We start from the raw sequence: 23698 nt of genomic DNA on the forward strand, positions 1-23698 counted from the left end.
TTAGCCCTCAAAGTCGTCGTCATTGAAGTTCGGCATGGAAAATGCCCTTGGACCAAACATTCCTTGTGGTCCCATCGGCATGCCCATTCCCTGACCTTGGGGTCCCATCGGCATTCCTTGGCCAGGCATTCCCTGCCCCATCATTCCCGGTCCGAAGCCGTATGGTTGTTGCTGCATCCCTTGAGGCATGTGTTGGTGCATTTGCTGGTGCATCATTGGATGATGCATCATTGGCCCATATCCTTGAGGTCCACCGCATCCGCAATCACCTTGGTCGCTTGCTCCCATGACTCCGGACGGCTGACCCATCGGCATTTGACCACCCATTTGGGCTCCCATGACTCCTGATGGCTGACCCATCGGCATCTGGCCACCCATTTGGGCTCCCATGACTCCTGATGGCTGACCCATCGGCATCTGGCCACCCGTTTGGGCTCCCATGACTCCTGATGGCTGACCCATCGGCATTTGATGTCCATACATCGAAGAAGGAGACTCTTCTGACATTGCTCCCTGAACTTGACCTCCCGGCCCCATTGGATACCCACCATGGAATCCTGGTCCCGGCATGACAGGAGAGACTGGATAGCAATTCTGAGGATACATCATGGCCGGTGATACCTGTTGCGGCATTTGAACGGATGGATAGTCATTTTCATCTGACACACCCATTACTCCGGATGGCTGACCCATTGGTTGTTGCATTGGCATTTGCATCGGCTGTTGCATATGCATCGGCATTTGCATCGGCTGTTGCATCGGCATTTGACCATGCGGCATGTATGGCATGACAGATGAAGACTCTTCCTCATACCCCATTTGCGGCATCATTGGCATCTGCTGCATTCCAGGCATCATAGAAGCTCCCTGAACCCCGCTTCCAGGTCCCATAGGCATCCCTTGACCCATCGGCATTCCATATCCTCCTGGCTGCATTCCCCATCCATGTGGTGGACAGAAACCTGATCCTGGCATTACCGGTGATACGGGTACGCAATTATTTGGGTTAAACATAGGCTGGGTATTCCCTCCTTGTGGTTGAGATGGCATTTGTAAGCTTTCTTCGTCTTGAACACCTTGAACGGCTTCTTGCTTTGGTTTTGGCTTTGGCTGTTCTTTTGCTTTTGGAAGTACATTAGTAGGTTTAGGCGGCGTTTGAGGTTTTGGTTTTGGCTTTGCTTGCTGCTTTGGTTGTTGCATGGGTTGTTGCATTGGCTGTTGCATTTGCATATTCGCCATATTCATCATGTAGTAGTTGTTAATATCAATTTCCGGCACTACAGGTTGAGGCATTTTAGGTGCAAATGGCTTTTGTACTTCTTTCGGTTTTTCTTTCTTTGGCTCTTCGACTGGCATGGCCATAGGCTTCTGCTCTTTGAACGGATGCTCTGCTTTAGGCATCTCCTTCTTCGGCATTTCCTTGGAACCGTACTTGATCTGTGTCTCTTTCTTTACGGATCCGCCTGTAGTCGGCACTTTAATTTTCATGCCAGGCATGATCATGTCAGGGTTTGATAGCTGGGCATTCATCTGTTTTAACTCTTCGAAATTCACGCCATACTTCTTGGCGATCTTCCATAGAGTATCCCCTTTTTGAACAATATGGATTTTCACTCTTTTTCCCTCCTCAGGCATAAGTCTATATATCCTATGACAAGATAGGCAAATTGCTAATCATCTACATAAAAACTTATGAGTGATTCAAAAAAAATATACCGTCCCAGACGCTGGGAAGGTATATTTCAGCTTGGCCGTATAATTATTTTATCTTCATTAAGCACGGGCTAACATGCGTTCTAAGGCGAGAATCGCATTTCGTGCAGTATCTTCATCCACTGTAATGATATTTTCGGGTTCTCCCTCCGTTATCTTTTCCAATGACCATACTAAATGGGGCAAATCGATGCGATTCATCGTTAAACAAGGACACATATATGGATTTAAGGAAACGATCGTCTTATCGGGATGTTGATTGATCAGTCTTTTCACGAGATTCATTTCTGTTCCTACCGCCCAGGAAGATCCTGGAGCCGACTGTTCAATCGTTTCTATAATATATTTCGTGCTTCCATTAAAATCTGATTTCTCCACCACTTCACGGCGACATTCAGGATGAACGATGATCTTCATGTCAGGATGATTTTTCCGGATTTCCTCAATATTCTTCTCTGTGAAGTTTTCATGTACGGAACAGTGGCCCTTCCATAGGATCACTTTCACACCATCAAGGTCCCCATCATGGATCAGCTCGTTTCTAATCGGATCCCAGACAGCCATTTCACTTAAGGAAACTCCAAGATCTGCCGCTGTGTTACGTCCTAAGTGTTGATCTGGCAAGAAGAGAATCCGTTCCTTCTGTCCTAAAGCCCATTCCACCATTTTGTGTGCATTTGATGACGTAACCGTTGCTCCTCCATTCTTCCCAACAAAGCTTTTGATTGCTGCGGTGGAATTGACATACGTGAGGGGAATGATTGTATCACCGAATCGCTCCATCAGTTTGATCCATGCCTTTTCCGTTTGATAAATATCTGCCATATCTGCCATGGAACACCCCGCCCTCATATCGGGTAAGATGACAACTTGATTTTCATCCGTTAAGATATCTGCCGTTTCGGCCATAAAATGGACTCCGCAAAACACAATGAATTCCGCTTCTTTATTCTGAGCGGATATTTGGGCAAGTTGAAGGGAATCCCCGACGGCATCAGCAAATTGGATCACTTCATCTTTTTGATAATGATGACCTGGAATAAAAAGCTTCTTTCCTAATCGCCGTTTGATTTCTCTCACTCTGTTTTCCATTTCTTCTGTTGTGAGGCTTGTAATCGATTCAGGCAATACACCCGTTTCCTTTGTTAATTCATCCAGTAACCCCATGTTCATACCCCTTTCGCTATTCTTACTCTTGCGCTGATATCAAGTGATTTCACCGAATGTGTCAAGTACCCGATAGAGATATAATGGATACCTGTCTCTGCATAAGCACTGAGGCTCTCCCTCGTGATCCCACCCGATGCTTCCGTCACGATATGAGAGGGAACAAGAGGAATCCACTCCCGGATCGCCTCTGGACTACAGTTATCGAACATAATGACATCTGCTCCGCTTTCGATCGCTTCCACCAACTGCTCCCTTGTTTCGATTTCCACTTCCACTTTCACCATATGACCGATTTGACTTTTCACCTTTTTCACAGCTTTTGAAATCGATCCGGCAAATGAAATGTGATTATCCTTCAGCATGACGGCATCATAAAGGCCATTTCGGTGATTGAATCCACCACCTGTCCTTACGGCATACTTCTCAAGCATCCGTAATCCGGGGGTTGTTTTCCGTGTATCACATAATCGGACTCCACTCCCTTTCACCTGCTGTACGGCTCGATGGGTTTCGGTGGCAATACCGCTCATGCGCTGGATCAAATTGAGGACAACTCGCTCAGCCTGGAGAAGATCCCTCATAGGACCTCTGATTTCAGCTATCAATTGTCCCGTTTCGACCCTTTCTCCATCTTCAATGAACACACTTGTTTGGATTGATGGATTGAAGAGCCCGAACCCAACCTCGATCACGTCTTTCCCACAAAATATACCGCTCTCTTTCATCAGGAATGAAAAAGATCCTTCATCGTCTTTAGAAAACAGAATTTCAGAAGAGTGATCTCCATCCCCCAGATCTTCACGGTAAAAGTCTTCAAGCATAGATTTTAGTTTCATTTTGTTCATGATATTCCACCCTCAATCTACCATCATTGTTTTGTAAAACCATTTTCCGTTTTAACCATTGATCATTATCTTCACGAGGGAAGTCTGATCGAATATGACCACCCCTGCTTTCCTTCCGTAATAAAGCAGACTCGGTCACGAGCAAGCTTACGATCCACATGAAGTATATGTGAATCTCTTCACGTGAATTAAAATCAAGAAGCTCATGGAATGTCAGTGGCTGTGCCTTTAACCACTTCAAATGAGCGAGCAGCCCACCTTCATCCCGAATGATCCCGACACGCTTCATCATACCTTCTTTTATTTCTGCAGATTGTAGGGGGATATTAAGGGACTTTCCCTCTTTAATCTGGTCGGATGTGAAGTGGAGATGAGTCGAAGTCCTGACGCCCTTTTGAATAAGAAGTTTACCCAGGCGTTCCCCGAACACCAATCCTTCTAATAATGAATTGCTTGCCAGTCGATTAGCCCCGTGGATACCGGTGCATGCAACTTCCCCGATGGCATATAACCCTGGGATATTCGTTCTCCCGGCATGATCTGTTACGACCCCACCCATCATAAAGTGACATCCAGGGGAAACAGGGATCATCCCTTCCTTGATGGAAATGTTATGTTTCAAGCAAAGAGTGGAGATGGAAGGGAATTTCCTCTGGAAATCTTCTATTCTACTAATATCCAGATACACTTCCCTCCCCCTTTGCCGCTCCTTATAGATACGTTCAGCGACAATATGCCGGGGGGCAAGTTCCAGCTGGGGATCGACTCCCTCCATGATCCTTTCTCCCTTATCATTTATCAGAAGCGCACCTTCCCCTCTGACGGCCTCTGAAATAAGACCGCATGTTTTCCCGTCCAGCCAAAGGAGGGTCGGGTGAAACTGAATGAATTCCATATCTGATAGCTTTGCCCCTGCAAGAAAGGCAAGCGCCATTCCATCTCCGGTGACAGATTGATGATTGGATGTTGAGGAATATAACCCGCCGATTCCCCCAGTGGCGAGGACGACATGGGAAGCATAGTAATAGCGGATTGAATCATTCTTATCCTTTGTTTTCACCCCGCAGCAATGGCCATTGTCATTTTTTACAAGCTCATAGACCATTTCCCCTTCGATAAATTCGACCTTTTCCATTGAAAGGGATCTCAATAAGTACTTCACTAAATATTTTCCTGTTTGATCTCCACCACTATGCAGGATCCGGTGTGCACTATGGGCCCCCTCCATGCCCAGAGAAAGACTTCCATCCTCTTTTCGATCAAAGGGTGCTCCTTCATCCACCAGGGATTGTACGATTCTTTTTCCATCTGCTATGAGTTGATTCACACCATCTTCGTCCTGGTGATAGCGTCCTGCTTCCAATGTATCTTTAAAATGAGCATTGACAGAATCCTTCAGTCCTAAAGGTGCCGCAATTCCACCTTGAGCGAGGTAAGAGTTACCACTTTTTATTTTATCCTTTGTGATAATCATCACATAAAAATGATTTTGAAGTTGACGTGCCAATTGCAAAGCGGCAATGCCACTTCCTACGATGATAATATCGGTTTTTTTCATCAAAAACCCTCCTGATTATTTACAGGTGTCTTGACACATATATTTACACATATTTAAACTAATGACAAGAGTTTTTTACCAGACTCATATATTCAGACTATTTTCATAAAAGGCAGGTTACAAAATGAACTATTTTGATTACGCCGCTACAACCCCTATAGACCCTGAAAGTTTACATGTGGTTCAAACAGTCAGTAAGGAGTTCTGGGGCAATCCAAGCAGCCTTCACGACTTTGGCGGAAAAGCACAACATTTACTGACTAAATGCAGGGGAAAATTGGCAGGGATGCTTGGGGTCCCACCTAAAGGAATATACTTTACTTCTGGAGGGACAGAAGGTAATCATTTGGCCCTTGTCACACTTGCACTAAGCAGACAAGAGAAAGGAAAACACATCATCCTCGGTGGTGCAGAACATTCATCCCTGCACTCCTCAGCGGCTTTTCTTGAACAATTTGGCTTTACTGTTACAAAGATCCCTTTCACCTCTCAAGGACTGATTGACCTTCAAATATTAGAAGAATCGATTTCAGAAGAAACGATCATTGTCAGCATCGGACACGTCAACGGAGAAATCGGCACGATCCAGCCGTTGCACGACATTAAGAATCTGTTGATAAACCGTGGCATATTACTGCACAGTGATATGGTTCAATCATTCGGGAAAATGGACATCACGGAATTCACTCCCATCGTCGACAGTTTCACTCTCTCTTCTCATAAAATTTATGGACCAAAGGGAGTCGGCGCTCTTTATATCAATCCTTCCCTTGATGTATCTCCCATGATTCCGGGACAGACTCATGAGGACGGGTTCAGGGGAGGAACGGTGAACCTCCCGGGGATAGCTGGATTCGTGACAGCCGCCACTATATGTCATGACTCCATTTCAACACCGCATTATATTCGATTGAGAGCGCGTTTCTATTCACAATTGGAAGAACAACTGCCGGAGAGTTACACCCTCTATGAAGGCCCTGCATCCGCACAGCTGCCACATGTGGTCGGACTTGGGATTCACGGCCTCGAGGGTCAATGGCTCATGCTCGAATGCAACAGGCGTGGCATGGGCATCTCAACAGGCAGTGCATGCGCGGCAGGATCACAGGATATGTCTAAGACATTGACAAGTATCGGAGTAGGGCAAAGAGCCGGAAAAGAATTCATCCGGATTTCATTTGGGAGAGATACAAAGGAAGAACATGTAGGAGCATTGGTACAAACTTTATCTGAAATCCATGGGGCTCACGTATCTTCCTTAACTTGAAGAACGAGTTGTGGTATGATTTCCTATATAAAATTGGGGACGGAGGAGATATCTTTGGCAGGAAAAAAAATCCTAGGGGATGAGAGAAGACAATGGATCCTCGATAAACTAATCACCACACAGGCCCCTGTAACAGGTGGAGATCTCGCTAAACAGACCAATGTCAGTAGACAAGTCATCGTAAGTGACATCACATTGCTGAAAGCAAAAGGAGAGCCCATCATCGCGACCAGTCAAGGCTATCTGTACATGCCAACTTCCAATCAGGAAACGCTGATTGAACGCATTGTTGCCTGTCAGCACCCGCCTGATCGATCGGAAGAAGAACTATTCTTACTTGTCGATCACGGCGTAACCATTAAAGATGTGAAGATCGAGCACGGGGTATACGGAGATCTAACGGCTTCGATTATGGTTTCAAACCGTAAAGAGGTAGAACAGTTCATGAAGAAGATAGAAGCCACAGGCGCATCCTTTTTATCTGAACTGACAGATGGTGTACATTTGCATACGTTAATGGCATCAACGGAAGAATCCCTGGAAAGTGCAGAAAATGCCCTAAAAGAAGCAGGATTCCTTATTCAATCTTAAAAAAAAGGCAGATTTCAAATTTGAAATCTGCCTTTTCATTGTTCAATTATCTAATAAATAAGAAGAATACGTCCCGATCATTTTCACTTTGCATCCGAGGGCTTCCATTTCACTGATCGCTCCCGGCAGTAGCACATCATCCATTTCGTGGGCAACATCAATCAAGAAGAAATAATCCCCTAACCCTGTTTTCAACGGTCTGGATTCAATTTTACTTAAGTTCAATTGTCTCCACGCAAAGGTTGATAATACCTGATGGAGAGCTCCTGATCGATCTTTCGGGAGAGTCACCATCAAGGTCGTCTTCTCCATCGTTTTTTCCTGGGAAAGCGATAAAGGGTCCGCCGTCTTATGTAATACGATGAACCTTGTATGATTATAGGCAAAATCATGAATGTTTTCATGAAGGATCGTCAACCCGTATTTTTCAGCCGCCAACTCATTTCCGATCGCCCCGAGAAACGTGTCGGGGTTCTCACTCACGAATTTGGCCGCGGCTGCCGTACTGGTCGTTTGTTCTAAAGAGACGCCCCGAAACCGCTTATGTAAAAACTTATGGCACTGCGCCAATGCGTGGGAATGGGAAAGGATTTTCCGAATCGATTCTTCGCTATCTCTCCATTCCGGATGTATCATTAAGTGCTGCTGAATCGCTGACGTCAATTCTGCTGTAATCGCTAAATTCGCTTCATGAAACAAATAATCGACTGTAATATGTACCGAGCCTTCCAAGGCATTCTCTAATGGAACAACGGCATAATCGACCTCATTCTCTATCACCGCTTCAATGCAATCCGGAATCGTTACATACGGTACCGTATCTTGTTCTGGAAACGCCTTCTTGACAGCTAAATCTGTAAAGGAAGCCTGGGGTCCTAAATAGGCAATTTTCACTCTGATCTTCCTCTCACTCTCACCAAATTTATTGAACATTCTAACACGTATAGCATCAAAGAGGAAGAGTTTTTAAGCAAAAAAAGAAGCATCAGGCTCCAGAACCCAATACTTCTACTTTTTCTACAAATTCTAATCGTCTCAGCTTTGAAAGTAAATCTTCCAATCCTATCGTAAGGTCTGTCACATTCAGTGATAGCGTGACATTCGCTCTTCCCTGCAATGGGATTGTCTGATGTATTGTTAATATATTGCAACCATGCTTGGCTGTTTCACTGAGTAGATGAGACAGCGTTCCTGAACGATCTTCCAGATGGAAGAATAGGGTGATGATTCTCTCTTTCACCACAGTGTGAAATGGAAACACAGTATCACGATATTTATAAAAGGCACTCCGGCTTAAATCAACCCGATGGACCGCTTCCCATACCGAGTCTGCCTTGCCTCTTTCAATCAATTCTTTCGCATCCAGGGTTTTCTTCATCGCTTCGGGCAACACATCTTCACGTACTAAATAAAACTTGCCCTCTTGAAATTTTTTCCCCAATGACTATTCCTCCAATTGTCTGGCTCAAGAGGACAGGGGCAATGATCAAGCCCCTCTGAAAACCTCCCAGCTTACTATTGTAGAGCATCGTCCGCTATTAAGAGCCTTCCATGCCCTTCTGTCTGAAATAGATGAAGGATGAAACTTAATCGACAAATTCGAATTCATATTTTAACAAGCGGATCGTGTCGCCATTCTCGGCACCACGCTCACGAAGAGCTTCATCCACTCCGTACGAACGAAGCTGTCTTGCAAATCGTCTCGTAGAATCTTCCCTGGAGAAGTCCGTCATCTTGAACAATCTCTCAATTTTCGCACCGCTGACAACGAATGTTCCATCAGGATCACGAGTGATTTCGAATTCTCTCTCTTCTTCTTCATGCTTGTAAAGGACACGGTGAATGCCCGTTTCCTCTTCATCATGAATAGGAAATTCAGAAGTTGTCTCCACTTTATCAGCTACCGCATATAGAAGCTCACTAAGCCCTTGACGCGTAACAGCTGAGATTGGGAAAACTGGGAAATCTTCCTGCAGTTTCTCTTTGAAAATTTTCAGGTTTTCTTCTGAATCAGGCATGTCCATTTTATTGGCAACGATGATTTGTGGCCTCTCCGTTAAACGAAGATTATATTGCTTAAGCTCTTCATTGATTGTCAGATAATCCTCGTATGGATCTCTTCCTTCCATGCCACTCATATCGATCACGTGAACAATAACACGTGTACGTTCAATATGACGCAGGAATTGGTGACCGAGTCCAACACCTTCATGTGCGCCTTCAATTAACCCAGGCAAATCAGCCATGACAAAACTTCTTCCATCTCCTGTTTCAACCATTCCCAGATTCGGAACGATGGTTGTGAAATGGTACGAAGCAATCTTCGGCTTGGCAGCTGAAACAACTGAAAGCAATGTGGATTTCCCTACGCTCGGGAATCCTACCAGCCCAACATCTGCAAGTAGCTTCAATTCCATCACGATATAACGCTCTTGTCCCGGCTCCCCTTTTTCAGAAAGCTCAGGAGCTGGATTGGCAGGCGTAGCGAAACGGGAATTCCCTCTACCACCGCGGCCACCTTTCGTAATCACGGCACGTTGACCATGCTGTACAAGGTCTGCAATCGTCTCACCTGTATCATCATCCTTCACGACTGTTCCAGGTGGAACCTTTACAACCATATCTTCCGCATTGCGTCCATGCTGATTCTTACTCATCCCGTGTTCTCCACGAGTGGCTTTGAAATGACGCTGATAACGGAAATCCATCAATGTTCTTAAGCCTTCATCCACTTCAAAAATGACGTCTGCACCGTGACCGCCATCTCCTCCGGCAGGACCACCTTTAGGTACATATTTCTCACGACGGAAGGCAACCATACCATTTCCGCCGTCACCGCCCTTAGTATAAACCTTGACCTGATCTATAAACATACTCTCACTCCTAACTTATCCGTGAAATCGCCTCATCGGGCAACTACATGAATGACAAGAACCTCTTCTTGAAGTTGTTCTATTTCTATATTTTCTCCGTTTGATCGTTGATTCTTAATCCAGTCTTCCACCAAGCTTCTACTCTTTAGTATACCTGTGAAATCAAATATAAAACGGGATTGTTCTTTTGTAATGTCCAGTAAGATGGATAATTGATTTTCTACATTGTTCATTACATTTGATTCAAGGAATTCAAGCAACTCCTTGCACCAGTTGTAAAGTCTCCGATCTTCAAGCCCGTGTGATGACTCCGAATGAATGACTTCAAAATCCAGCTTAATCAAATGTCTTGACCAATTATATGTTAATATCCATTCTGCCAATAATGGAAGCTTTAAATTCGATAGCTTCGACTCATTTTGTGCAACGAGAACCATTTCCTCGATCACTTGCTTCGCCCGCTCCACGCGATCAAGATCCAAGTTGCCTTTTATTATTTGCAAATCATTCATCCAGTCGTGGCGAGCATGCCTTAACGCCTCGACTACACCCCAATTTTCGCTCATAATCTAACTCCTATACTTTAAGTGCTACCTGTAAGTATATCAAAGATGGGACTCTCGCGTATATTGTTTCTGTAAAATTGGTGGTGAATGAAGATTAGGTGGGTTGCTGAATTTTCAGGATTTGAAAATAAATAGGTCAAAGTTGAAAAATAAATCGCTTTTACACCTGCTATTTAATCAAATACTCTCCATCTTAATCCTAGTTCTCAGTAAAAGTCTCTCAATTTCAGCAAAAAACAGTCCAAATTCAATTTAAATCTGTCTGAAGCATCAATAAATCCGAGCACTCCCCCATATCCCCGATAAAAATAAAACTCTAACCGAAAGTCGGTTAGAGTTTTCGTTAAAGATATGCGATTAAGCTTCATTCGCAACTGGGTATACGCTCACTTTTTTCTTGTCACGACCCATGCGTTCGAAACGAACAACACCGTCGGTTTTAGCGAAAAGTGTATCGTCGCCACCACGGCCGACGTTTAGGCCTGGATAAATTTTTGTACCGCGTTGACGGTAAAGAATTGATCCACCAGTAACCATTTGACCGTCTGCACGCTTAGCACCAAGACGCTTTGAGATAGAGTCACGACCATTTTTAGTCGAACCTACTCCTTTTTTAGACGCAAAAAACTGAAGGTCTAATCTTAACATCTGTTCCACCTCCTACTTTTTGAAGGTTATTTTAATAAAATCACTATAGTCTCTTTCAATCGTTTGGAGGCTGATAAGCATGCTATCCAGTAGCAGCTGAATCTTGCTCTCTGTTTCTTCCGGTAGATCATCAGGGATGACACAGCGAAGATATCCACCATCAGAGGATTGCTCGATGGCCGGTTCTACACCGGTTAACGCCATAATGGCATTAATACTGCCAAATGAAACAGCAGAAGCACCTGCACAAACAATATCTTGCCCATTTTCGGCAAAATCAGCATGTCCATCCATAGAGAAAGAACGGATTCTTTTCCCTGATGAACGCTCTACGTAAACGTTAATCATTTCATCACGCCTTACGCGTTGATTTCGTCAATGACAACTTTAGTGTAAGGTTGACGGTGACCTTGCTTACGACGGTAGTTCTTTTTCGCTTTGTATTTGAATACTACAAGCTTTTTCGCGCGGCCTTGTTTTTCAACTTTCGCTGTTACAGTAGCTCCATCCACTAAAGGACTTCCTACTTTCACATCGTCACCACCAACGAATAGAACTTTGTCAAAAGTTACCGTATCGCCTTGTTCAGCGTTTAGCTTTTCGATGTAGATAGCTTGACCAGCTTCCACACGGATTTGCTTACCACCTGTTTCGATAATTGCGTACATAATCGCACCTCCTTATAAACTCAGACTCGCCAATGACAGGTGTTGGATTGCTCCACACTTTTGTACCTGTAATGAGCGGTTGTAGCACGGGTGCTACAATCAATAACATTAGAATCCTATCATAAAAATCGATGTACTGTCAATAACATTCAAGAAATTCATATAATCTTTGTTACATGATAATAAGGATGTTCATGCGTGATTTCTTTCATTTTGATTTCTTTACCCAACGCTTTTTCCATTCTTTTAAGGTGAACGTTCTGTTGTCCGGAAAAGACGGTTGCGACTTCCCCAGTCGCTTCCACTTCAATCAGGGCGCCATCCACCCCCTGCATTTCCCACAGCTCACGTTCGAGTTGGAATGCAAGCGTCTCAGGTGTCATTTCTCTTCCTGTACCGTGACAGATTGAGCAAGGACGAGTCAAGTAGGCTGACAGGGGCTGACGTGTCCTTTTACGTGTCAATTCAAGAATGCCAAGGGGTGTAAAGCCTACAATCGTCGTGCGCTGCCTATCCGATACTAACGCATCTGAAAGTGCATCCACCACTTCCTGTTTATTACTTTCCTTTTTCATATCGATAAAATCGATGAGAATCATGCCGCTCAAATTACGAAGGGTGAGTTGCTTCGCCATTTCTTTCGCTGCCAGTTTATTGGTTAGTAAAATGGTCTGTTCCAAATCGTCTTTACCTGTAAACTTTCCTGAATTCACATCCACAACGGTCATGGCTTCTGTTGACTCGATAACAATAAATGCTCCATTATCCAGCCATACCACTTTTTTCAGTGCGTTCTCCCATACAGAGGAAACATGATAATGACGGAGTATATTTTCATGGCCTTGATAGAGTTCGAAGGTCCACTTATCTTTTATCCCGGCCCCGCTCATTTCTTCTAGATGAAGAAGACTTTCATAGTCATCGACTACAATTCTTCCTCCACTCCCCTTTTTCAGTTGTTCATGGAGATCTTCATAGAAAGTGTCCTGTCGCGATAAGAGTGAAGGACATTTAGATCTTAGAGACACCCTTTCCAGGCTTTCATATCTTGTACGTAATGAGTGCAGTTCCTCTTGTAACGCTCCTTTCCTCACTTCAGCAGCATTGGTGCGCATCACAATGCCTTCTTCAGGTTGTTTCCACTCATTCCCTAAGCGCCTTAAGACCTTCCTGTTTATTTCATCCACCTTTTTAGATACCGCCACATAATACCCTTGTGGCATGTACACAAGATGTTCCCCTTTGAGCTCGATAACGGCCGTCAATCTTGCTCCCTTCGTTCCCATCTCATCCTTCATGACCTGCACGATGATTTTTTGCCCTTCATGCACGCACTTTCCAATGGGATGAGGATCGTTTCCCGCATGGTATGCCTCTATGTTTTGCGGAAAGTCTTTTTCATGAAGATAGCCATTTTTACCCCCGCCGAAATCAACAAATGCCGCACCCAGTCCTTTTTGAACCTTGACGACTCTTCCAAGATAAATATTGCCTGTTAAGCTTTCCTCTCCAGGCTGATATGTATATAATCCAATGATTTCATTATCTGATCGGTATACCCACCGTTTTTCCCTGCCCTTACTGTGTACAATGATTTCTTCCACACCGAAAACCCCTTTCCCACGAAAAAAGTCATAAGAAAAAAGGGTTGATTCCAACCCTTTTACCAGTATGTCCTTACTTTATACAGTTCGTGTACATTCGTCAATAAAGGTAGAGGAGATCCTTCGTTTTGGCCGAGGTCATTTTTTCGGCAAAAAAGGCGTGCAGGAGCTCATTTTCATCCAGCTTCCCTACTTCAATTCCTTTTTCGAAGACAACGAGGGGATGCTTTACCCCCCGCTGAAACTTCTCCACTACGGTAATGATGGAGTCTTCGCTTTCAATGGAAAGTGGCCGCAGTTCCATAAATTGATGACTCTTCCCATAATACCGTTCTAACAAAAATTTCATAAACGCATACCGCCTCTGTTTCCAGTCCACCCATAATGAAAAGTACAGGAACGATAAAACGATCCACAGATTCAGATGAAGGGGAGCGATGATGAGTACAACCAGGTGGAACAGCAATAGTAAACCAAAAGAAAAGAGAAGCGTGTATTCATACGCTCTCAAATAATTAAGCTTCGTAGCCAACAGCAAGGAAACCAGCTTCCCTCCATCCAACGGCCAAATGGGCAGAAGATTAAACAGCAGCACCATCATATTCAACTGAAAAAAAAGCGAAAATGAGTCCGGGCTGATCACGTCGGTCTCCAAGAGTCCCCAACCTGAAGCTATGAGCCATATGTGCTGCAAGGGACCTGCAGCCACCACCCAGAACTCCTCACGCAAAGAACGGTTCCCATGCTCATCCATCTCCGCAACCCCACCAAAAGGAAGCAGTGCGATTTTCTTTACTCTCCAGGAAAAAGAATGGGCCATCAGTCCATGTCCCAATTCATGAATCGTAATGATGAAGAGAAGCAGTATCAGTTCAAAAAAGTGAGCCGTCATAATCGCAATGGCTATGACCAGCCACAGCAAAGGGTGAACATGAAATTTTTTCAAAAGTGAAATGATATTAGTCAAATGACATCACCTGTATCGGGTCGATAAATTCATCACCCATTTTAATCGCGAAATAAAACTCTCCTGTCACCTCGTTCTGGCTGCTGGTGGAAACCTTGCCTACAAGAGACCCCTTCTCAATCGATTCATACTGTTTCACATCAATCGATTCGAGGTGACCATACCAGGATTCTGATTTGTCTGCATGTTGAATGACCACTGTGTTCCCCAGCTCTTCTTTCTTGCCTGCAAATATAATCAGCCCCCCCTTCATCGCCGCTACATCTTCACCTAAGCCCGTTTCAAGCATAATGCCTTGTCCATTGGTTTTAAAATTTTCAACGACCTTCCCCGACGCAGGTACGGCATATTCAGCATTTTGTGCAGTAGAGGATTCTTTCTTGGTATTACTAGTCGGTAATAACGCTAATGGTTTTCCGAATTGGTCCTCATACCATGTGGAAATGGCGGCAAACTGGAATTCTGTGTCCATGGTTTTCGTGACAACGGATTTCGCTTCATTGAATACAGGTGAAGGACTCTTAAACATAATTGCCGTCACTAATACCATGATTCCAGCTCCAAGAATTTTAAGCATAAAGGTTTCCTTCTTAAATAATGGATGCACTCCCTCAGGTGGCGGTCCCCCTTCAAAGCTTGTCTGCCGTTCCATACCATAGCGCTCCTCGTCCGATGGGAGAAAGTATGAAGTGTTCTCACCTGAATTCATTTTCTTTCGTTTCGCTATCCTCTTACGTATTTCATCCGCACGATTCCCCATGTACACCATTCCTTTTTTATAAGGTATTGTTTCTTAAACGTCTGAGCACCACCACGTTCAAGAGTGATTCTATACTAAATGGTTCTGGTCATGATGAGGGACAAGGGTGTTAGATCCTAATGAAAAAGTGATCCATTCGATTACACATGATTTGCTACAATGTATGACTTGTCCTGAAAGAATATTCATGGGGAAAATTAAAAAAATCCCGGTAAAACGCTCGATGCGCTTTACCGGGATTGAATTGATTCTTATGCTTTTACACCGAATAATTTTTTAATTCTTGAAAAGACTCCTGCCCGTTCTTCTTCCAAAGACTGTAACGGAACCGACTCACCAAGGATTCGTCTAGCAATATTCCGGTAGGAAATGGAGGCTTTGCTTGTTGAATCCAGAGCGATGGGCTCACCTTTATTGGAAGATTTAATCACATTATCGTCGTCGGCAACAATACCTAGAAGGTCGATGGAAAGATGGGCTGTGATTTCATCCACATCCAACATTTCACCATTTTTCATCATATGATTGCGTATGCGGTTAATGACGAGCTTCGGTGGTTCAATATTCTCTTTCTCCAGCAAACCGATGATTCGATCCGCATCACGCACGGCTGAAATTTCCGGTGTCGTGACGACAATCGCACGATCGGCACCTGCCACAGCATTCTTATACCCCTGCTCGATCCCCGCAGGACAATCAATAATGATATAATCATAGTCTTGCTTTAAATCTACTACTAGCTTCTTCATTTGCTCAGGGTTAACAGCGGATTTATCACTTGTTTGTGCAGCTGGCAGTAAAAATAGTTTATCCTCGAAACGCTTATCTTTTACTAGAGCTTGATGTACTTTACAGCGGCCCTCTACAACGTCTACTAAGTCATAAATGATTCTGTTTTCGAGTCCCATCACCACATCGAGGTTTCTGAGGCCGATATCTGTATCAATTAAACAAACCTTTTTGCCTTGTAGAGCTAATGCTGTACCAACATTGGCAGAAGTAGTCGTCTTTCCCACTCCACCTTTACCTGAAGTAACAACTATGGCTTCACCCACATTAGCTTCCTCCTTTAAAACTAGTAATATTTGGTCTAAGATGCTTTAAAACTTGTAATCGATCTACAACAATTTGTCCCTGACCATCGACATAAGCACATTCCATTTCGTGCTCATCATCTTCTTCCACCCAATCAGGTGCCCTGTTCAGGGAGTCTCCTATCCGGAGCTGGGACGGAACCATTTTGGATGCTACAATGACAGCCTCCATGTTTCCGTTGTGGCCTGCATGGGCAATTCCCTTCAACGAACCCAATATGTAAATATTCCCTCCAGCCAGCACTTTGCCGCCAGGATTGACATCGCCGACAATAAGGATGTCTCCTGACACTTCCACGACTTGTCCCGATCGGATCACGCCGGTTAGAGTTTCTATATTTCGTTCATCTATGAGTTTCTCTGCTTCATTCTTTGTAATCACATTACTCCATACTTCATTTACTACTAAGTTACGTTTTTGCCTTACGATCTCTTTCAACTCTTCTGCTTGATCATCCGTCAGGTAGCGATTTCCTGTCTGGATATTGACCGTGAGCAGGGGAGTCCCTTCTGTTTCCCGGTAATGTGCAGACAGCTTATCGTCCAATTCCTTCTTTAACTCATGAAAGGAGCATTGATCATTGAGATGAAGGGTCAATCCTTCTTTTGTTCCTTTTATCATCACATTTGGCTTTTTATTCATGGCGCAATTTTTCACCTCAGTCGTCTATTAAATTCGACATAAGCAGTGCCATTTCCTCTTTTTATGAAAAAATTACTAATCGAATTTATTCATCCAGCCACTCTTTCCGTTTTCGGAGAAGATAGTTCCTGAGTGGAAATGCCACAACTAAATAAAACACTATATTAAGGACCAATGTCGGCCACAAACGCCAGTCCACGAACTGCATAAACGTCAAATCAGTCCGTTGGATAATTAAATTGATTTGATACACCAAAAACTCCAGTACGGAAAGGTTCACAAGTGAAATAATTCCCAATACAAAGAGGTTGTTATGTAAAACCCTCATCATCTGGTGAGATAAAAAGATGACAAATGGGAAGAGCACTAAGTAAATCCCATTGATTTCTGTGTAATAAATATCAAATAGAAAGCCAAAGATGAATCCATAAAGCAATGCAGTGCGGTATTGATAAAACGCACAAATAAAGAACAGCACGATAATCAGAAAATGAGGAACTATGATTTTCTGATCAAACCACTCTTCATTTGGAAAAAGATGAACAAATAAACTCTCACTGTAAAAGAAAAGCAGGGTCATAAACGGAAGGAGGAGCCTACTGATCATTGCCATCCTCCTCAGCATCCGCTTCCTGTTCCGTCACACCCTGGATGTCACGGTCGATGACCATGACGTGCTCCAAGTGATAGAAATCAGCAGCAGGCTTTACATATGCCGTTTGAGTCAACCCGTATTGATCCGGCTTCACTTCTTTCACTTCCCCGATGACCAGCCCCTTAGGGAATACTCCTCCAAGTCCCGATGTCATCACTTTAGAGCCTTTGTCGACTTTCATATCGTTGGAAATCCGCTTAACCAGAATTTCTTTTTTATCACTGTCGTACCCTTCAATCCAGCCGTTGATGTCTTGTTCTTTCCCTTGTATCACAGTGGAAATACGGTTTTTTGTATTATTGGTCGAAATTAATTCAACTGTAGACGAAAATTCATTTACGCTTTTAATCTTTCCGATCAATCCAGCCGATGAAATGACGGCCATGTCTGACTTAATCCCGTTTACTTCTCCTTTATCAATCGTCAGGAGCTCTTGCCAGCGATCAGGGTTCCTTGCAATGACGGTAGCTTGAATCGTGTTATAGGCACGAAGGTCTTCCTTCTTTTCAAGGACCGCCCTTAATTCATTATTATCTTGTTTCAGGTCTTTCACCTTTGTTTCAAGCTTCACTAATTCATCTAAACGTGTTTTTAATTTTTCGTTTTCTGTGTATGTATTTTGAAGATCTTGAACGTTTTCAACAACTCCCGCTACATAGTTAACAGGTTTTGAAACCAATGACTGTCCGAATCCTACCATATCTTTTACAAACTGCTCAGGCCAGCTGATGCTATCTCGCTCCCGCAAAGAAAATCCGATTAATCCAACAAGGACGATGACACTGACGAGCAGAATGATCAAACGTTTATTCAGGAAGAATTGTGGCATGATGTACACCTCAACCTTTTCTCATTCTAGTAAATACTATATCAAAAATCGTTTATTTTTGATATCATTCGTCAAAATATTCATGGTTGTTCGAAAAAAGATGGGGCCGACCTTAAGGCTAACCAATCATCCTTAAGGAAACGTCCCCCCATTCATTATTTATGTTTATTTTCCTCGATTTTTAAATAGATGGATGTGGTCAAGGGCTTTCCCGGTACCGATTGCCACACAATCCAGAGGCTCCTCTGCAATCAGGACCGGCATTTTCGTTTCATCACTGATGACTTTGTCAAGATTACGAAGAAGCGCCCCGCCACCTGTCAGGACAATTCCTCTGTCCATGATGTCAGCCGCGAGTTCTGGCGGTGTTTTTTCTAATGTACTCTTAACGGCATCAACAATCGTGTATACGGTATCATGAAGAGCAGATGCAATTTCGATCGCCGTTACTTCGATCGTTTTCGGTAAACCGGTCAGAAGGTCACGTCCGCGAATCTCCATTGCTTCAATTCCTTCAGAATCACCGGCAGAACCGACTTCCATTTTGATCGTCTCCGCTGTACGGTCCCCGATCATCAGGTTATACGTTTTGCGGATATAGTTGATGATGGCATCATCCATCTCATCCCCGGCAACACGGATCGACTGACTTGTCACAATCCCTCCTAAAGAGATGATGGCTACTTCCGTCGTTCCCCCACCGATATCCACGACCATACTTCCAGTCGGTTCCCATACTGGCAGGTTTGCACCAATTGCAGCGGCAAATGGCTCTTCGATCGTGTAAGCATCTCTTGCTCCTGCCTGTCTTGTTGCATCAATGACCGCTCTTTCTTCCACACCGGTAATGCCTGAAGGTACACAAACCATGACGTAAGGCTTTCGGGAAAAAGCTCCTTTATTCCGTGTCGCTTGTCTTATGTAATACTTCATCATCGTGGCTGTTGTTTCGTAATCAGCGATTACCCCATCTTTCATCGGGCGAAGAGCCACGACATTTCCCGGTGTTCTACCGATCATGTTCTTAGCGTCATTTCCGACTGCAACGATATGCTTGTTATCTGTTTGAAGTGCGACAACAGAAGGTTCGCGAACGACAATCCCCTTGCCTTTTAAGTACACCAAAGTGTTAGCTGTTCCTAAATCAATCCCTAAATCTTTCGTTCCAAACATGAATGGTATCTCCCTTTCTGATACAAATTGGCTGGTTTTTAACGTTTTATATGTGTTTTCACAGGAGAGTTGTCCAATCACTCTCTATCCTCGTAATTTTCGTCACAATAGTTGTACGTTCATGCATAACGAAAAGACTCATTCCCTTGAAGAATGACTCTTTTTTCAAAGACTGCGTTATATTGAATCATCATATTGTTTGTAAAAATCATAAGCTTAATTATATCGCAACCAGGAAAAAAATCATAGTGTCATAAATACCCTTTTTCCTTTAAACTGATAAACTTCTTCTCCCCTATTATAAGATGATCGAGTATATCAATACCAATGATTCGACCACATTCCACTAATCTTTTTGTCACTTCTATATCTTCTCTGCTTGGAGTCGGATCCCCGGATGGATGGTTATGAATACAAATGATCGATGCGGCGGATCGTCGGAAGGCTTCTTTAAAGTAGGGTAAGCACCCGGCGCCTTGCTTAGTTACCTGAGCAGGTTTCCGAAAACTTCCCTCCAAACCGTACGTACTCCTCTCAAAGTATACGGCTTTCCATTTATCAATCTAACTTTCCATTGTGTAAGTCATGGTGGCATTTCACACACATTGCAATAGTCTTACGATTTCTTGCAATCATGAATTGTTCCCATCGTTTCTTGCCTTTCAAATTCTTAAGCTTGTTGACATGATGAATCTCCAATGGAACATTTTCTGCACCACACCACTCACATTATTCAGCTGAAAGGCGTTCAATGAGACTTGTTCTGCCACCGTAAACGATTGTATTTTCGATTATATCCATTGACTGTTTTTTATTTTCCGAGTTCTTTTCCATTCGTTGTTCCGTAAAATAGGCGATTTTAGGACCATCCTTCGTTATATAACGCATACCTAATTTCCCGTTTATTTTAAATTTTGAAATAATTTTACTGACGGTACTCTTGTATTTATTGGCATACGTTTTAATCATGCTGTATTTCATTGTTTGCCTAAAAGACTGAAGGACATGAGCATTACTTGCTAGGCGATAGTAATTATATAATCCCACAATTTCCGCATTATACGTACGAAGAATTTCAAGGTCATCATTATGCACTAGATAGGGACGATGAACAGGTTTCCAGCCATTGTTACTGCCAATTTTCAATGCACCTAAATCGATGAGTTTTTTGATGTATTTTTCATGAGGAACGAATAGTTTTGTTTGATAGTTAAACTTTCGTTTCTTTGTACCATTTGACATTTTCATTCTATGCCAATCTCTTGCTACTCGTATATCGTATCCTAAAAATCTAGCGTTTTTCTCACTATGTGTTATCAACGTTTTTTCAGCACTTAATTCCAATTTGAGATTTTCTGCAAGGTATTCTGTTAAATCTATCTTGATTTGTTCAGCTTCCTTTTTACTACCAATGACACCGATAATAAAATCATCCGCGTACCTTACATATTTCATTCGACGATAGTTTGGGTCAAAAAGGTCTTTGCTATCATGGCTTTGCAGTTTTTTGTACAGAGCTTTTAATTCTCCCAGCCTGTCAGCTTTTTCTTCTTTGGTTAGTCGTTCCGAATCACGTTTATTTTTACTTTTGCGATGATTAATTTTTGATGCTAGGTTATGATAAACAAGATTATGCTTTCGTTTTTCGCCTTTGTTAAAGGCTTCTGCAAATCCTTCAGCAATTTTATCTAATTCATGCAGATAAATATTCGAAAGTAGCGGACTAATGATTCCACCTTGTGGTGTCCCACTGTAGGTTTTATGAAAAGTCCAATCTTCTACATAACCTGCCCTTAAGAATTTCCAAATTAAATTAATTAATTTTTCATCCTTAATGCGCTTCCGTAAAAGTCCAACTAATACATGATGGTCAATGTGATCAAAGAAACCTTTTATGTCACCTTCAATAAACCATCTCGTACCCGTAAAAGTATTTCGAATTTCTTTTAAGGCAGTGTGACAGCTACGATTTGGTCGAAAACCATGTGAATGATTTGAAAATTGAGGTTCGTAGATACTTTCTAAGATTCGCCGAACAACTTCTTGCACTAGTTTATCCTCAAAAGTCGGAATACCCAAAGGTCGTGTTTTACCGTTTTTCTTTGGGATATATGTTCTACGCGCTGGTTTTGGTTGATATGTTTGTTCCTTTAGTTTTTCGATTAAACGCTCGATTCTTTCTAAACTCATACCATCGATTGTGTCATTATTAACACCTTTTGTGTTACTCCCTTTATTAGGGTAAAGTTTGGCATAGGCTTCTAGATAGAACTCGATATTATACAGATTTCGATATAATCTTTCAAAGATATACGCATCATCTTGTGCTTTGGAAGTTAGACTGTTTAACACTACTTTTGGATTTCTCATGGAGCCTCTCGCTCCTTCCCAATTTGGTAATTAAACTAGATAAACTGTTCTCCTTCGCCATGTGATAAGCTTTCCCTATCTCGGACTACTACGAGAACTCCGTTGCCATATCGGATATTCAGACACAGTTGTCATAGCCATATTTGGCGCTCCAACTTAGGCAATCCCCATTTAGACATATAGAAACATAGCATTTCATAGTTTCGGATGTGACTTTCACTCGTTTCTTCCATATAGAAGTTGGATGAAGTATTATCACTTCATGCTTTTCGAAGTTTTTAAGAAGCATGCATACTTCATACAGCGTTAATCGTTACCTCCCGCTGAAGGTCCCCGTAGTCCTCCTTGAGCTATCATTCAAGCAATTCAGCTTTCATCCTTGTCTATGAACTTTCATCTCGCCATTCAGTCGTTCCTTGGTAACTAGGAAACTTATGGCTTTGCCAACATGCTACACTCCCCGCTTAGTTTCCTTCACGGATAAGTTGGCTGACGATAGGGTATTGAATGTGATATTTCCCTACTGTTTTGCCAAAACAGATTTTCTAAATGCCCTTATGGGCGCACGACCTCCCGGGGGTGCACGATGGAAGCATTCAGACTTCCAATAAAGATGGTTTGTTTGTGGAGAACTTGATTCTTTGTGTTGAGGTATAAGCATACAAAATGCTCCTGGGCCAAAAATCTCATATCGTTCATGACATAATTGGCTCCGTCTTCGGGGGAACGGATACTATATCTGTCATCAAAAGCCAAGTTGCTGATTCTCCGACCGAATTCGACGGCTGCCATGATTTGAACCGCCTTTGCAAGTCCGATTCCCTTCGTTTTCGTAATCTCTTCCAGGGAAGCATCCTTTAATAGATTCAATCCATCAAAGTGATTGAGCAGCCGGTTGGACAGTTGCAGAACAGACTCGGATTTTGTCCCGGTCCGGAGTAAGATAGCCAGCAGTTCCTGATTGGACAGGCTTGCTGCCCCGCTTTGAATCAGTCTTTCCCGTGGTCTTTCGTCCTGAGGGAAATCCCGGATCATAAGCCTGTTTTCTTCTTGATGAGGTATTGTTTTAACCATTGGTTCCTCCTTTTGGTACGCTCGGGAGTCACTCTGGTTGAAGATAGCCCATTTCAAGTAAAACACGATTCACTCGTGAGATGGGTAAACCAACGACGGAGAAATAATCGCCTTTAATTTCTTTGACAAATTTCGCTCCGATTCCTTGAATACCATATGAACCGGCTTTATCAAAAGGTTCTTCAGATGCAATATAATCGTCGATCTCTTTTGAAGTCAACTCCCAAAACGTTACCTCCGTTTTTTCATAAAAGAGTTCCTCCATGTCACCATGCAGAATGGCAACCCCCGTGTAGACAGAATGAGTAGAACCGGAAAGCATTGATAGCATTTCTTTCGCTTCCTTTTTAGATTCCGGTTTACCCAGAATCCGGTCATCCTTGGCTACGACGGTGTCTGAACCGATCACATAGTGGTTGGGGTATTGGATTGAGATTTCTTTCGCTTTTTTTCCGGCAAGATACATGACGACTTCATGGGGCATTAAATCTGGTGAAAAAGTTTCCTCAACTGTAGAGCTTATAACGGAAAAAGAAAGTTGAATTTGTTGCAGAAGTTCTTTTCGACGAGGAGATTGTGAAGCGAGTATGAGGTTGGACAAACCATACCAATCCTTTCAGAGTAGAAATT

The 23698-nt window shown here is 43.1% G+C and carries 22 protein-coding genes, 3 pseudogenes and 1 other annotated feature; of the genes and pseudogenes, 2 read left to right on the forward strand and 23 right to left on the reverse strand.

From position 1 onward, the window contains the following. From safA to nadB, 4 genes are all read right to left on the reverse strand, one after another. A complete protein-coding gene (gene safA, locus ACXAF2_RS05145; protein ID WP_475137642.1) occupies positions 1-1614 on the reverse strand; it encodes a SafA/ExsA family spore coat assembly protein in 1614 nt (537 codons plus the stop codon). A gap of 159 nt (positions 1615-1773) precedes the next feature. Continuing rightward, entirely contained in the window at positions 1774-2880 is a 1107-nt protein-coding gene (gene nadA / locus ACXAF2_RS05150) for a quinolinate synthase NadA (protein ID WP_475137643.1), read from the reverse strand. A 2-nt stretch (positions 2881-2882) separates the two neighbouring features. Next, complete coding sequence (nadC, locus tag ACXAF2_RS05155; protein ID WP_475137644.1) at positions 2883-3728, reverse strand: carboxylating nicotinate-nucleotide diphosphorylase; 846 nt, start codon at positions 3726-3728, stop codon at positions 2883-2885. Continuing rightward, positions 3697-5286, reverse strand: a complete 1590-nt coding sequence (gene nadB / locus ACXAF2_RS05160) for an L-aspartate oxidase (RefSeq protein WP_475137645.1) — start codon at positions 5284-5286, stop codon at positions 3697-3699. Before nadB ends, nadC begins: the two co-directional genes overlap by 32 nt. A gap of 124 nt (positions 5287-5410) precedes the next feature. Between nadB and ACXAF2_RS05165 the strand changes: the two genes are divergently transcribed. Both ACXAF2_RS05165 and ACXAF2_RS05170 read left to right on the forward strand, forming a co-directional pair. Continuing rightward, entirely contained in the window at positions 5411-6553 is a 1143-nt protein-coding gene (locus ACXAF2_RS05165; RefSeq protein WP_475137646.1) for an IscS subfamily cysteine desulfurase, read from the forward strand. Positions 6554-6568: 15 nt separating this feature from the next. Continuing rightward, positions 6569-7144: a 3H domain-containing protein gene (locus ACXAF2_RS05170; protein WP_475137647.1), complete on the forward strand. Its 576-nt coding sequence runs from the start codon at positions 6569-6571 to the stop codon at positions 7142-7144. 42 nt (positions 7145-7186) lie between these two features. Here the strand turns inward: ACXAF2_RS05170 and pheA are convergent, their stop codons facing one another. The 19 genes and pseudogenes from pheA to ACXAF2_RS05265 form a co-directional block, all read right to left on the reverse strand. Then, positions 7187-8038: a prephenate dehydratase gene (pheA, locus tag ACXAF2_RS05175; RefSeq protein ID WP_475137648.1), complete on the reverse strand. Its 852-nt coding sequence runs from the start codon at positions 8036-8038 to the stop codon at positions 7187-7189. 91 nt (positions 8039-8129) lie between these two features. After that, the gene (locus ACXAF2_RS05180; protein WP_044339521.1) at positions 8130-8585 is read right to left on the reverse strand and encodes an ACT domain-containing protein; all 456 of its coding nucleotides are present in this window, start codon (positions 8583-8585) and stop codon (positions 8130-8132) included. 145 nt (positions 8586-8730) lie between these two features. Continuing rightward, complete coding sequence (gene obgE / locus ACXAF2_RS05185; RefSeq protein ID WP_475137649.1) at positions 8731-10017, reverse strand: GTPase ObgE; 1287 nt, start codon at positions 10015-10017, stop codon at positions 8731-8733. 32 nt (positions 10018-10049) lie between these two features. Next, on the reverse strand, positions 10050-10583 hold the full coding sequence (locus ACXAF2_RS05190; protein WP_475137650.1) for a Spo0B C-terminal domain-containing protein: 534 nt from the start codon (positions 10581-10583) through the stop codon (positions 10050-10052). A 357-nt stretch (positions 10584-10940) separates the two neighbouring features. Next, complete coding sequence (rpmA, locus tag ACXAF2_RS05195; protein WP_044339518.1) at positions 10941-11231, reverse strand: 50S ribosomal protein L27; 291 nt, start codon at positions 11229-11231, stop codon at positions 10941-10943. Between the two features lie 12 nt (positions 11232-11243). Then, positions 11244-11579 (reverse strand): ribosomal-processing cysteine protease Prp, encoded by a 336-nt coding sequence (locus ACXAF2_RS05200; RefSeq protein ID WP_148995822.1) that lies wholly within the window; start codon positions 11577-11579, stop codon positions 11244-11246. Positions 11580-11590: 11 nt separating this feature from the next. Next, complete coding sequence (rplU, locus tag ACXAF2_RS05205; RefSeq protein WP_034757222.1) at positions 11591-11899, reverse strand: 50S ribosomal protein L21; 309 nt, start codon at positions 11897-11899, stop codon at positions 11591-11593. 12 nt (positions 11900-11911) lie between these two features. Continuing rightward, positions 11912-11990: a sequence feature (ribosomal protein L21 leader region), on the reverse strand. Positions 11991-12057: 67 nt separating this feature from the next. Continuing rightward, the gene (locus ACXAF2_RS05210) at positions 12058-13503 is read right to left on the reverse strand and encodes an Rne/Rng family ribonuclease (RefSeq protein WP_475137651.1); all 1446 of its coding nucleotides are present in this window, start codon (positions 13501-13503) and stop codon (positions 12058-12060) included. Positions 13504-13603: 100 nt separating this feature from the next. Then, positions 13604-14470: a M50 family metallopeptidase gene (locus ACXAF2_RS05215; RefSeq protein ID WP_475137652.1), complete on the reverse strand. Its 867-nt coding sequence runs from the start codon at positions 14468-14470 to the stop codon at positions 13604-13606. Then, a complete protein-coding gene (locus tag ACXAF2_RS05220) occupies positions 14463-15230 on the reverse strand; it encodes a peptidoglycan DD-metalloendopeptidase family protein (protein WP_475137653.1) in 768 nt (255 codons plus the stop codon). The genes ACXAF2_RS05215 and ACXAF2_RS05220 overlap by 8 nt, the downstream gene beginning before the upstream one ends. 251 nt (positions 15231-15481) lie before the next feature. Next, positions 15482-16285, reverse strand: coding sequence for a septum site-determining protein MinD (minD, locus tag ACXAF2_RS05225; protein WP_113969491.1), 804 nt, complete (start codon positions 16283-16285; stop codon positions 15482-15484). Position 16286: 1 nt separating this feature from the next. Then, positions 16287-16967 (reverse strand): septum site-determining protein MinC, encoded by a 681-nt coding sequence (gene minC, locus ACXAF2_RS05230; protein WP_475137654.1) that lies wholly within the window; start codon positions 16965-16967, stop codon positions 16287-16289. 85 nt (positions 16968-17052) lie between these two features. Continuing rightward, a complete protein-coding gene (mreD, locus tag ACXAF2_RS05235) occupies positions 17053-17574 on the reverse strand; it encodes a rod shape-determining protein MreD (RefSeq protein WP_187443294.1) in 522 nt (173 codons plus the stop codon). Continuing rightward, positions 17564-18451 (reverse strand): rod shape-determining protein MreC, encoded by an 888-nt coding sequence (gene mreC / locus ACXAF2_RS05240; RefSeq protein ID WP_148969816.1) that lies wholly within the window; start codon positions 18449-18451, stop codon positions 17564-17566. Before mreC ends, mreD begins: the two co-directional genes overlap by 11 nt. Before the next feature lie 165 nt (positions 18452-18616). Beyond that, the gene (locus tag ACXAF2_RS05245; protein WP_149156332.1) at positions 18617-19624 is read right to left on the reverse strand and encodes a rod shape-determining protein; all 1008 of its coding nucleotides are present in this window, start codon (positions 19622-19624) and stop codon (positions 18617-18619) included. A gap of 251 nt (positions 19625-19875) precedes the next feature. After that, positions 19876-20079 (reverse strand): annotated as a pseudogene (locus ACXAF2_RS05250) (JAB domain-containing protein); the annotation flags it as partial. A gap of 103 nt (positions 20080-20182) precedes the next feature. Then, positions 20183-21994, reverse strand: a pseudogene (gene ltrA, locus ACXAF2_RS05255) (group II intron reverse transcriptase/maturase). 561 nt (positions 21995-22555) lie between these two features. Then, positions 22556-23029, reverse strand: a pseudogene (gene radC / locus ACXAF2_RS05260) (RadC family protein); the annotation flags it as partial. A gap of 67 nt (positions 23030-23096) precedes the next feature. Then, positions 23097-23669 carry a Maf family protein gene (locus ACXAF2_RS05265; RefSeq protein ID WP_475137655.1) on the reverse strand — a complete coding sequence of 191 codons (573 nt, stop codon included), beginning with the start codon at positions 23667-23669 and terminating at the stop codon, positions 23097-23099. Positions 23670-23698 lie beyond the last annotated feature (29 nt).

It is taken from the genome of Rossellomorea sp. ABR4_004 (assembly GCF_056159585.1).

Coding starts and splice junctions, on each gene's coding strand:
- ACXAF2_RS05220 (WP_475137653.1), bottom strand. CDS start 15,230: ATGGGGAATCGTGCGGATGAAATACGTAAGAGGATAGCGAAACGAAAG.
- nadC (WP_475137644.1), bottom strand. CDS start 3,728: ATGAACAAAATGAAACTAAAATCTATGCTTGAAGACTTTTACCGTGAA.
- rpmA (WP_044339518.1), bottom strand. CDS start 11,231: ATGTTAAGATTAGACCTTCAGTTTTTTGCGTCTAAAAAAGGAGTAGGT.
- ACXAF2_RS05170 (WP_475137647.1), top strand. CDS start 6,569: ATGATTTCCTATATAAAATTGGGGACGGAGGAGATATCTTTGGCAGGA.
- mreC (WP_148969816.1), bottom strand. CDS start 18,451: ATGCCACAATTCTTCCTGAATAAACGTTTGATCATTCTGCTCGTCAGT.
- ACXAF2_RS05165 (WP_475137646.1), top strand. CDS start 5,411: ATGAACTATTTTGATTACGCCGCTACAACCCCTATAGACCCTGAAAGT.
- nadA (WP_475137643.1), bottom strand. CDS start 2,880: ATGGGGTTACTGGATGAATTAACAAAGGAAACGGGTGTATTGCCTGAA.
- ACXAF2_RS05200 (WP_148995822.1), bottom strand. CDS start 11,579: ATGATTAACGTTTACGTAGAGCGTTCATCAGGGAAAAGAATCCGTTCT.
- ACXAF2_RS05245 (WP_149156332.1), bottom strand. CDS start 19,624: ATGTTTGGAACGAAAGATTTAGGGATTGATTTAGGAACAGCTAACACT.
- minC (WP_475137654.1), bottom strand. CDS start 16,967: ATGAATAAAAAGCCAAATGTGATGATAAAAGGAACAAAAGAAGGATTG.
- nadB (WP_475137645.1), bottom strand. CDS start 5,286: ATGAAAAAAACCGATATTATCATCGTAGGAAGTGGCATTGCCGCTTTG.
- ACXAF2_RS05190 (WP_475137650.1), bottom strand. CDS start 10,583: ATGAGCGAAAATTGGGGTGTAGTCGAGGCGTTAAGGCATGCTCGCCAC.
- rplU (WP_034757222.1), bottom strand. CDS start 11,899: ATGTACGCAATTATCGAAACAGGTGGTAAGCAAATCCGTGTGGAAGCT.
- mreD (WP_187443294.1), bottom strand. CDS start 17,574: ATGATCAGTAGGCTCCTCCTTCCGTTTATGACCCTGCTTTTCTTTTAC.
- obgE (WP_475137649.1), bottom strand. CDS start 10,017: ATGTTTATAGATCAGGTCAAGGTTTATACTAAGGGCGGTGACGGCGGA.